Genomic DNA, 9683 nt, shown 5'->3' with positions numbered 1-9683 from the left:
CCTCAAGGAGGAGGACCTGCTGCTGCCCAACGACGCCAAGCTGGTGGAGGACTACAAGGGCAACCAGCTGCTGCTGTTCGCCTCCCAGTGGTCCATCCAGTGGGTGCAGGACCGGAACAAGAACCTGAAGCTGGCCGAGTTCGGCGGCGCGAGGTTTTAAGCCATGGTGCCCAAGTTGATCCTCGCCGACCTGGACGGCACCCTGCTCGACGAGAAAAAGCATCTCACCCCCCGCAGCCGCGCCGCCCTGGAGCGCTCCGCTGCGTCCGGCGCCCAGGTGGTCATCGCCACCGGCCGGTTTTTCGGGGGCGTGCCCGACTTTTTGAAGGAGCTGCCCTTCCTGCGCTACTTTATTTTGATGAACGGGGCCAAGGTGTATGACCGGGAAACCGACACGGTCCTCTACCGGGCCGAAATCCCCCTGGACACCGCCCAGGCGGTCTACCGCCTGCTGGAGGGTCTGGGCTGCACCGTGGACTGCTACCAGAACGACAAGGGCATCATGCCCCGAAAGTTCCTGGACCACCTGGAGCACTATATCCCCGACCCGGTGGTGCGCATGATCATCGGTCCCAACCGCCTGCCGGTGGACGACCTGCCCGCCGCCATGGCCCAGGGCGGCGACACGGTGCAGAAGATGCAGTCCTTTTTCCCCGACCTGGCGCTGCGTCCCCAGGCCATGAAGCTCCTCTCGGAGCAGTTCCCCCAGCTTATCCAGTCCATCTCCCTGCCCACCAATCTGGAGCTCAACGCACCGGGCGCCACCAAGGGAGACGCGCTGGAGGCCCTGTGCCGCCATCTGGGACTGGACCTGCTGGAAGCCGCGGCCTTTGGCGACGGTACCAACGACCTGACTATGATCCAGAAGGCCGGAGTGGGCGTGGCCATGGCCAACGCCGCTCCGGATGTGCTCCAGTGCGCTGACCTCGTCGCCCCCTCCAACCGGGAGAACGGCGTGGCCCAGATCCTGGAGCAGTGGTTCCCTCAATAACGATACGCCAGACTCGCCCCTTGCGGGGCTATGGAGGCAAGCTATGAGAACTCGATTTTTAGGCGGGGTACACCCCACCTCCCATAAGGAAAGCACCCGGCGCAAGCCCATCGTGCCCCTGGAGGAGCCGCCCAAAGAGGTGGTCATCCCTCTGGTGATGTGCGCGGAGGGCGGCGCGGAGCCGGTGGTGAAAAAAGGCGACCTGGTCACTGTGGGCCAGGTCATCGCCAAGCCCACCGGCGACGGGGTATACGTCCACGCCAGCGTGTCCGGGCGGGTGAAGGCCATTGAGCCCCGTCCCCACCCCTGGGGAGGCAAGTGGGACGCGGTAGTCATTGAAAATGACTTCAAGAACACCCCCTATCCCGACCTGCCCCTGCCCATGGACTGGGAGCGGATGAACCGGGAGGAGGCTCTCCAGCGCATCTGCCAGGCGGGCATCACCAGCCTGGGCGGCGGCGCCAGCCCCACCCACCTGCGCATCCGCCAGGCGGTGGGCAAGACGGAGGTCCTCATTGTCAACGCCGCCGAGTGCGAACCCTACCTCACCGCCGACCACCGCCTGCTGCTGGAGAAGGGCGACCAGATCCTCCAGGCTGTGCAGATGCTCAGCCGCCTGGTGCGGGCCGAGAAGGCCATCCTGGTGGTGGCGGGAGACAAGCTCAACGCCGTGGAATTTCTGGAGCGCCGCCTGCGCCGGAAAAAGCGGGAGGTGGAACTGGTCACCATCCAAACCCGCTACCCCTTAGGGATGGAAAAGCAGCTCATCCGCGCCGTCACCGGCCGGGAGGTGTCTCCGGGACAGTCCGCCCTGGATGTGGGCTGCGCGGTCTTTAACGTAGCCACCGTGTACGCCATCCGCCACGCCCTGCTCACCGGCGAGCCTCTGACCCACCGGGCGGTGACCGTCAGCGGCGGCGCGGTGGCCCGGCCCCGAAACCTGTGGGTACCCATCGGCACCCCGCTGCGCTGCCTGCTCCAGGCGGCGGGCGGCCTGCGGGAGGAGGCGGCCATCACCCTTACCGGCGGCCCCATGAATGGCATGATCCAGGAAAACCTGGATGCCCCGGTGGTGAAGAATACCAACGCCCTGCTGTGCCTCACGGCCCAGGAACACAACGTCAACCAGCCGGAGATGGTGTGCGTCAAGTGCGGCCACTGCGTCTCCGCCTGTCCCATGGACTTAAACCCCGTTCTGGTCTACCGGGCCATGCGCCTGGGGGAGAAGGAGCTGCTGGACAACCTGCACCTGGAGGACTGTATGGACTGCGGGTGCTGCTCCTACATCTGCCCCTCCCACATTCCCCTGATGGACCTGATGCGCCAGGCCAAGAAAGAAGGTGCATCCCATGACTGATTCCAGACCTGTCATCCGCCGCCAGCCTCCCCAGATCGCTCAGGTGTCCAGCATCTCCAGCACCATGCTGGACGTGATCGTGGCCCTGCTGCCCGCCCTGGGCATGGCGGTATACCTGTTCGGCATCCGGGTACTGGCTCTGACGGCGGTGAGCGTCATCACCTGCGTGGTATCTGAGTACGTCTACCGCCGTCTGCGGAAGCTCCCCGACACTACCCAGGACCTGTCCGCCTGCGTCACCGGACTGCTGCTGGCCATGACTCTGCCTGTCACCGCTCCCTACTGGGCGCCGGTGCTGGGCGGCGTGTTTGCCATTGTAGTGGTCAAGCAGCTCTACGGCGGCCTGGGCCGCAACTTCATGAACCCCGCCCTGGCCGGGCGGATGCTGCTGACCACCTTCCCCGGTATCATGACCAACTGGGTGGACGCCTTCCAGCACCCCGGCCTGCTGTCCACCGCCGACGCGGTGACCTCCGCCACCCCCATGTCCTACCTCCACAACGGCCAGCTGCCCCCCCAGAGCGTGGGTCAGCTGCTGATGGGCCAGCACGGAGGCGCCATGGGCAGCGTGGCGGTGATGATGCTGATTCTGGGCGGCCTTTACTTAGTGGCCCGCCGGGTCATCCAGCCCCGGGCGCCTCTGGCCTTCCTTGCCACCGTGGCTCTGCTCACCTTCCTGTTTCCCCAGGGAGACGGCGGCCGTGTGGCCTGGATGCTGGCCCAGCTCTTCAGCGGCGGGCTGATGCTGGGCGCCATCTTTATGGCCTCTGACTACTCCACCACCCCCGTCCCCCCCCGCGGCCAGGTCCTGTTTGGCGTGGGGTGCGGCCTTCTCACCGTGCTGCTGCGCTACTTTGGCTCCTATCCTGACGGAGTGGGCTGGGCCATCCTCACCATGAACTGCTGCGTATGGCTGCTGGACCGCACCGGCATGCCCCGGCGCTTTGGCGTGGGCCGGTTTGCCGCCACCCGGGAACAGATCACCCAGGTGCGTGCCAGCCTGGCCGAGATCAAATTTGTCAAGCCCCAGCTGCGGCTGCTCTCCCGGGCGGGAGAGGGCACCATGCCCGGCGAAGGGTACCTGGACGAGCTGCGCCTGAAGGTGCGCCAGTGGGGCGTGCTGGCTGTGGCCGTGGCCCTGATGGCCGGCATGGTCTTTGGGGTACACCAGCTCACCGACTTTGCCACCGTGCGCACCGAGACCAAGCTCCAGCAGGAGCTGCTGTCCCAGGTGATGCCCCAGGCCACCACCCGCACGGAAACTCCCTTCCGCGCCTCCGGCGCCCTGAGCATCACCGCCGGCTACAACAATGACGGCCTGGTGGGCTACTGCGTGGAGGTCCAGGCCCACGGCTTCGGCGGTCTGATGACCGCGGTGGTGGGCGTGAACACCAACGGCGAGGTCACCGGCGTGGCCATCACCAGCCACAACGAGACCCTCAGCACCGGTACTCAGGCCCTGGAGAGCGACTATCTGGATCAGTACAAGGGCAAGTCGGGCACCATCCGCTCCTCGGGCAGCAACGCCGTAGATACCATCTCCGGCGCCACCGCCACCTGCAACGCGGTCACCGACTGCGTCAACCAGGCCCTGTCCATTGTGGCCAATCTGGATACGGAGGGTGTGGAATATGTGGACGGCGAAGTGTAAGTCCTTATTCCCCCGGAAATGGAAGGAGGCAGTCCTATGACCGCTGTATACCTGGCAGGGGTGGCTCTGGCCGCCCTGCTGTCGGAAAACTTTATTCTGGTCAACTGTCTGGGCATTGGAACCCGCACCCAGGCCTTTGACCCCCCCCTGGAGGCGGGCCGCACCGGCGCGGCCCTGACGGCGGTGATGACCCTCACCGCCCTGGTCACCTGGGTGGCCGACCAGCTGCTGTACCACTTTGCTCTGGACTACTACCAGACCCTGGTGTTTGCTCTGGTAGGCCCGCTGGTGGTGTGGGCTCTGCGCAGCTTCCTGCACTCCTGCGTGCCCGAGCTGTCCCGCCGCCTGGATGAGAGCCTGTCCTCCATCACCTCCAACTGCGCCGCCATGGGCGCGGCCCTCATTATCTCCCAGCGGGGGTACAACCTGGGCGCCGCTCTGCTCTTCGCCCTGTTTGGCGGTCTGGGCGCCACCATCGCCCTGATCAGCTTTGCCGGACTGCGTCTGGACCTGAACGTAGACGGCTGTCCCAAGAGCTTCCGGGGCGCACCGCTGGAGCTCATCACCGCGGGGCTTATGGCCCTGTCTCTGGTGGGATTCTACGGCCTGCATCTGGCGTAAACAACATAAAAAGGCCCGTCCGATAGATGGGTGGCCATAAAACAGTAATCCACGAAAATTACTACTTATGGCATCTGTCAGGCAGGATTGGTTAAAAATGAACAGGCACTACCAAGGTGAAAATCTTGGCGGTGCCTGTTTTTCATTTGTAATCAACAAACTTCCGTTGGGATAAGGTTGGAACTGATCCAGAAGCAACTTCTTGAGAGCAATCCAGCTCCAGACAAGGCAACAAATCAGATGGCTTGGGCACAACACATGAACATGGTCAAGGCGTAGGCTGAAGAAATCATCTTTACCGAACTAATCTACACAGAAAGACCAGCTTATCATCATTGGTGAGCCCGGTCTTTCTGTGGAATGACAAACAAAATGTTTCTCAGCAAGCAACTTAATCAACCAATGTTGCTTATGATTCCATTGTTTTACAAAATTCTGATTCGTATAATAATAGCGAAAGGGGGCGGAGCCATTGAAAGAACTAAAAATTGGCGAGAAGATCATCGAGTGCAGACGTCAGCAGGGCATTACGCAGGATGATTTAGCCCAATATATGGGCGTTTCCAAAGCTTCAGTATCAAAATGGGAAACTTCAACTTCATATCCTGACATTACATTGCTGCCACGGATTGCCTCGTATTTCAGTATCACGGTTGATGAACTACTCGGATATGAGCCGCAGATGTCTAAACGGCAGATTCGATCCAGTATTCAGCAATTATCGCAGAATTTTTTGTCAGAACCCTTTGTAACAGCAAAGCAAAAATGTGTTGAGCTGACACAAAAATACTATTCTTGTTTTCCCCTGCTGTATCAAATTGGTAGTTTGTATATGTCGCATAGCGGCATGGTTCAAGATCAGAAATGCGCATCCATACTGTTGACCGATGCAATCGACCTATTTAGGCGCATACAAAAGCATGCAGATGAAATTGACCTTAAAAAGCAGGCACGCAGTATGGAAGCCATGTGTCTGTTATATCTGAATCGCTCTGATGAAGCACTCGAATTGTTGGGTGAGCCTGACTTTTCTTTTACTTCGGATGAACCGATTTTTGCCAGTGCCTATCGACGTTCCGGAGAAATAAAAAAGGCCAAAGGAATCTTGCAGGTTGGCCTGTATCAGCATGTTGTGGTGATGATGAACCTTCTTGCCAGTTATCTTGGTGTGGTTGCGGATGAACCCGAAAAGTTTAACGAAACACAATCAAAAGCATATGCATTGATTGATGCTTTTTCTCTTGAAACACTGCATCCGGCTATTGTGTTCCCATTCTATCTGGCAGTTGCACAATGCTATGCAAAACAGAGAAATTCTGAAAAAACGATAGAAGTATTAAAAAAATACACTCATTTAGCCACAAGTAAAATCTATCCGATTCAGTTTCATGGCGATCCCTATTTTGACCTGATGGATTTGTGGTTCGACGAAAATCTGACGCTTGGGCACATGATGGTTCGCAGTGAGCAGGCAATTAAAGATAGTATAGCGAGTTCAGTTTTAGACAATCCGATATTCGCTGAATTAAAAGATGATAACCGCTTTTTTGAAATCTCACATAAATTGAGCCAACTTAGAAAGGAAGTAAAAAATGATTCGCAACGCATTAAAGAAACTTCTCGGTGGGAATTATACTGAAAACAATGAAAAACTTGCTATCCTGAATTTTGCGATTGTAATCTTGATGTTCGTGGTTTCAGGGATCATGCTGTTTGTTCTGCCTCCGGAAATCTCTATTTTACAGTCTGGAGGTACTTATTATCCCATCCCAAGTGTCCTGGGCGTATGGCTGTTTCCCGTGATTTCACTTCTGATCAATATGCTTCTCATCAAGCAGAAAAGATTATCTAAGATGAATACGGTCATCTTTGCATTGCTCTTTGTTGTGATGATGGCTGCATATTGCATGAATCTTTAAGAAGTCTTATGACGGACAAAACACTGTTGAAAATCCTTACCAAACGAAAGCCATCTATTATTTTCTCTGTCTCCGGGCTGATTGCAGGAATCTATGCAGGATTTATGGTTTGGTATGCCCTGAAGACGTATATTCCCGGTCCACTCCATACACATCTTTCTTATCTTGCCGTAATCGTGCTTGGAATCAGTGCATTTATTGCGGTTTATCAAATTCCCGATCTTCTGTTTGCCAATGAGAAGATTGAGCATGTACTGCCCCTTCCCATCGACAGCGGTACGGTGATTTTTGTGCTTTTGAAAAAAGTGATCTGCCTACAGGCAGAACTCTGCATAGCGGTCTATTGGGCAGGATTTCTCTTTTGTTTCAGAAACGCTCTGGCTGTCAGTTTCGCCGTTCTTTATTGCTTGATAATGTTGGTTTCTCTTAATCTGCTTGTATTTTTACTGTCTGTAGCGATTGGAACAATTACCCCACATCGGTCTGTTGGATATGTTTTTCTTGTTCTCCAATTTGCAGGACCTATTGTCTTGCTGCTGGATGCCGGTGCGGGAATGACTATGGTCCCTATGCTGACCAGCCGTTCTGTTACACTGATTCTATGCAGTTCACTGACCATAGCCGCAGGTACACTTTTCGTCGCTGCCCGACTGCGGACAAAGATCAACGCTTGCTATCTGCTTGCATACCAGAATGTACAAGGATTTCAGCGCAAAAACAGTATGGTTCATAGCAGAAATTGTCTTGTGCGAAATCCATACTCTTTCCTTGAGTGGAAGCGTGTTACCAGAAATAAGGCACTGCTATTTTTCTCAAACATCAAAAATATCATAACGGTATTGCTGCTGACAGGCTTGCTGTCCAAAAAACTTCTGGGGGCTGAGCTTCTTGTCCCGTATCAGATCGAGATTCTTTTGCTGGTGTCCTGCGCAGCCGTCAATACAGTGTCCAGTACAGCGTATTCAAGCGATGGGAATCGTACATTTTATGCGTTCCTTCCGATTTCTTCCCAGAAGATGTTCTATTGGAAAACGCTTCATGGTTTTCTATGGGGAGAGGTGACGATCTTGCTGTTCTGGGCCGCTACCCTCATATTCAGAAAGATCTCACTCCCAGATGCAATTCTGTTATTGCTGTATGGAACGATCATAAACTATGTATGTGTCTGGCTCGGCGTTCTGTTTGACTTCAAAATGCCCCGAACCGCCAATAGCACAAATGAGCTGTTACACGGAAATCTCAGCAAGTTTTATGTTTTGATTGCGGTTTTGGTTTTGACGGTGATCGAGATTAATCTATGGCAAAAATATTGTACGGGGATCTCCCTGATACTCTTTGTTACTCTGTGCGGGGTCGTTCTTATTTTTCTTGAGATCGCTTATTCGTGCCGTACAGGAGGTGAACTGAATGATAGAAGTGATTGAGCTCGGGAAATCCTATTCTCGCAGAAAGATTTTAGAAAAGGTTTCTTTCTCGCTGACGGATTCCTGTATTTACGCTCTGGTTGGCAGAAATGGAACTGGTAAAACGACGCTGCTGACATCTATGGTCGAGGCATCTTTCAAGGATTTCGGTATTGTAAAAATTGATGGAATTCCTCATCACCAAATGCAGGCAAGAGAGCATTTATTTTATGTGCCGGATGATAAAGGAATGTTTTTGAACCTCACCGGTGAAGAATACCTGAAATTTATTGTAAAGCTTTATCATCGGACAGAAGACAATATTCTCCCCCAGATAGAGGAATTATCGCAAGCTCTTCATATGGAGGATAGCTTACATGACTATATTGCAAACTATTCCCTTGGAATGAAGCAGAAAATTTATATGATGGCGGCATTCCTATCAGGTGCGAAGAATTTGATTTTGGATGAACCCTTTAATGGACTGGATCCAGAAAGCACAGCCGTATTAAAAAGACTGCTGACGGAGTACCGAGATCGGGGAAGTATGATTTTATTTTCAATTCACAATCTGGATCTTGTGTCAAACTTTTGTGATCGGATTATTTTCCTCGACAAGAATAGAAAAATCTCCATGACAGATAACGCCAAAAACTTTGAAGAACTGGAAAAGCTCTTTTTTGAAAAGTGTGTAGAGTAAAATAGAGGAGCACAGAATGTCGCTACAATGCAAATTAAAAGCGCTTGCCGATCCTATACGAGCAGAGATACTCTGTATGCTCAAAAACGGCAGAATGTCTGCGGGAGAAATTTGCAATCATTTTCCCGTTACGGACGCATCTGTTTCCAGGCATTTAGCTGTCTTAAACTCAGCAAACCTTCTCCAACGGACAAGGCAAGGTAATCATATCTTTTACCAATTAAATACATCGTCTTTGGATGAAATTATAGGCTGGCTCGAAGATGTACTCCATAGCACTTCATATGAATCAAAGAATACTGATATTTGAAAAGGCGTAGGGAAAATTCGGTGGACTTAACCAAATCGCCCTAATAGATCCTGATTCGATATCAGCCAAAGATTACAGGAGAACTAAGCCAACAACGCAGTTGTTGTTCGAAGGGGTTTGGGGATGTTGCCCCAACAAGCATTTTGCGCAGCTGACGAATAGGCAGATGTGCAAAATTCAGTAAACCTGTACAGGTTTGCATTGCTTGCCAATTTGTGAGAAACCATCTGCATGAGAATTCGCTTCCAAGTTAATACCAAGTTGTTTCCGGTTACTTCGCCGCAAGTTGCGGCAAAGTAAATGGGTAGAGGGCTTCCGTTTTTTCGGAGGCCCTCTTTTTTATGCCTGCTCATCCACTCAGCTATTCAAATAGCTTTATCCCAATCGAGTATAAAGTGGAACTACAAAATTATTTCCAACTTGGGAATTTATTAAAACGGTTCAGTTATTGGCAAGCAATGCAAAGTGGTACCACTTTGCTAATTTACAGAAATCTTGCGTTGCACATTTTTGTAAATTGCTTGTTGGGGAAGCATCCCAATCCCCTTGAACGACACCTTATGGTGTCGGCTACGCAATCGTTTCGATTGCTTTTTCTAAAGCAGAACATGAATTTTCCCGACAAGTTGTCAGGAAATATAAACGAATTTTAGCTTACGGCCGCTTTCTCAGAAATTAAAATACTTGCCAAATCCTTCCGTATCGTGTAGAATAAAGTCAAAATTGAATAG

General features: G+C 53.1%; 9 protein-coding genes. All 9 read left to right on the top strand.

Going from position 1 to position 9683, the window contains the following annotated elements; all coding sequences use genetic code 11:
* Positions 1-163: 163 nt before the first annotated feature.
* Positions 164-991, top strand: coding sequence for a Cof-type HAD-IIB family hydrolase (locus Q0526_RS12740; protein ID WP_298734238.1), 828 nt, complete (start codon positions 164-166; stop codon positions 989-991).
* 43 nt (positions 992-1034) lie between these two features.
* Entirely contained in the window at positions 1035-2348 is a 1314-nt protein-coding gene (rsxC, locus tag Q0526_RS12735) for an electron transport complex subunit RsxC (RefSeq protein ID WP_298734235.1), read from the top strand.
* Positions 2341-3999, top strand: a complete 1659-nt coding sequence (locus Q0526_RS12730; RefSeq protein ID WP_298734232.1) for an RnfABCDGE type electron transport complex subunit D — start codon at positions 2341-2343, stop codon at positions 3997-3999. The genes rsxC and Q0526_RS12730 overlap by 8 nt, the downstream gene beginning before the upstream one ends.
* A gap of 36 nt (positions 4000-4035) precedes the next feature.
* Positions 4036-4620 carry an Rnf-Nqr domain containing protein gene (locus tag Q0526_RS12725; protein ID WP_298734229.1) on the top strand — a complete coding sequence of 195 codons (585 nt, stop codon included), beginning with the start codon at positions 4036-4038 and terminating at the stop codon, positions 4618-4620.
* A 472-nt stretch (positions 4621-5092) separates the two neighbouring features.
* Positions 5093-6259: a helix-turn-helix transcriptional regulator gene (locus Q0526_RS12720; RefSeq protein ID WP_298734226.1), complete on the top strand. Its 1167-nt coding sequence runs from the start codon at positions 5093-5095 to the stop codon at positions 6257-6259.
* On the top strand, positions 6213-6539 hold the full coding sequence (locus tag Q0526_RS12715; protein ID WP_298734221.1) for a hypothetical protein: 327 nt from the start codon (positions 6213-6215) through the stop codon (positions 6537-6539). Before Q0526_RS12720 ends, Q0526_RS12715 begins: the two co-directional genes overlap by 47 nt.
* Before the next feature lie 8 nt (positions 6540-6547).
* Positions 6548-7963: a hypothetical protein gene (locus tag Q0526_RS12710; protein ID WP_298734219.1), complete on the top strand. Its 1416-nt coding sequence runs from the start codon at positions 6548-6550 to the stop codon at positions 7961-7963.
* Entirely contained in the window at positions 7947-8642 is a 696-nt protein-coding gene (locus Q0526_RS12705; protein WP_298734217.1) for an ABC transporter ATP-binding protein, read from the top strand. Before Q0526_RS12710 ends, Q0526_RS12705 begins: the two co-directional genes overlap by 17 nt.
* 16 nt (positions 8643-8658) lie before the next feature.
* A complete protein-coding gene (locus Q0526_RS12700; RefSeq protein WP_298734214.1) occupies positions 8659-8952 on the top strand; it encodes an autorepressor SdpR family transcription factor in 294 nt (97 codons plus the stop codon).
* The last annotated feature ends 731 nt before the right edge of the window (positions 8953-9683 follow it).

This window comes from uncultured Subdoligranulum sp., from assembly GCF_937890665.1.
This window is presented reverse-complemented; position numbering and strand designations above follow the sequence as displayed.

What these genes read in the sequence shown, in the direction of transcription:
- Q0526_RS12740 (WP_298734238.1), top strand. Translation starts at nt 164, where the DNA reads ATGGTGCCCAAGTTGATCCTCGCCGACCTGGACGGCACCCTGCTCGAC.
- Q0526_RS12730 (WP_298734232.1), top strand. Translation starts at nt 2,341, where the DNA reads ATGACTGATTCCAGACCTGTCATCCGCCGCCAGCCTCCCCAGATCGCT.
- Q0526_RS12700 (WP_298734214.1), top strand. Translation starts at nt 8,659, where the DNA reads ATGTCGCTACAATGCAAATTAAAAGCGCTTGCCGATCCTATACGAGCA.
- Q0526_RS12725 (WP_298734229.1), top strand. Translation starts at nt 4,036, where the DNA reads ATGACCGCTGTATACCTGGCAGGGGTGGCTCTGGCCGCCCTGCTGTCG.
- Q0526_RS12715 (WP_298734221.1), top strand. Translation starts at nt 6,213, where the DNA reads ATGATTCGCAACGCATTAAAGAAACTTCTCGGTGGGAATTATACTGAA.
- rsxC (WP_298734235.1), top strand. Translation starts at nt 1,035, where the DNA reads ATGAGAACTCGATTTTTAGGCGGGGTACACCCCACCTCCCATAAGGAA.
- Q0526_RS12705 (WP_298734217.1), top strand. Translation starts at nt 7,947, where the DNA reads ATGATAGAAGTGATTGAGCTCGGGAAATCCTATTCTCGCAGAAAGATT.
- Q0526_RS12710 (WP_298734219.1), top strand. Translation starts at nt 6,548, where the DNA reads ATGACGGACAAAACACTGTTGAAAATCCTTACCAAACGAAAGCCATCT.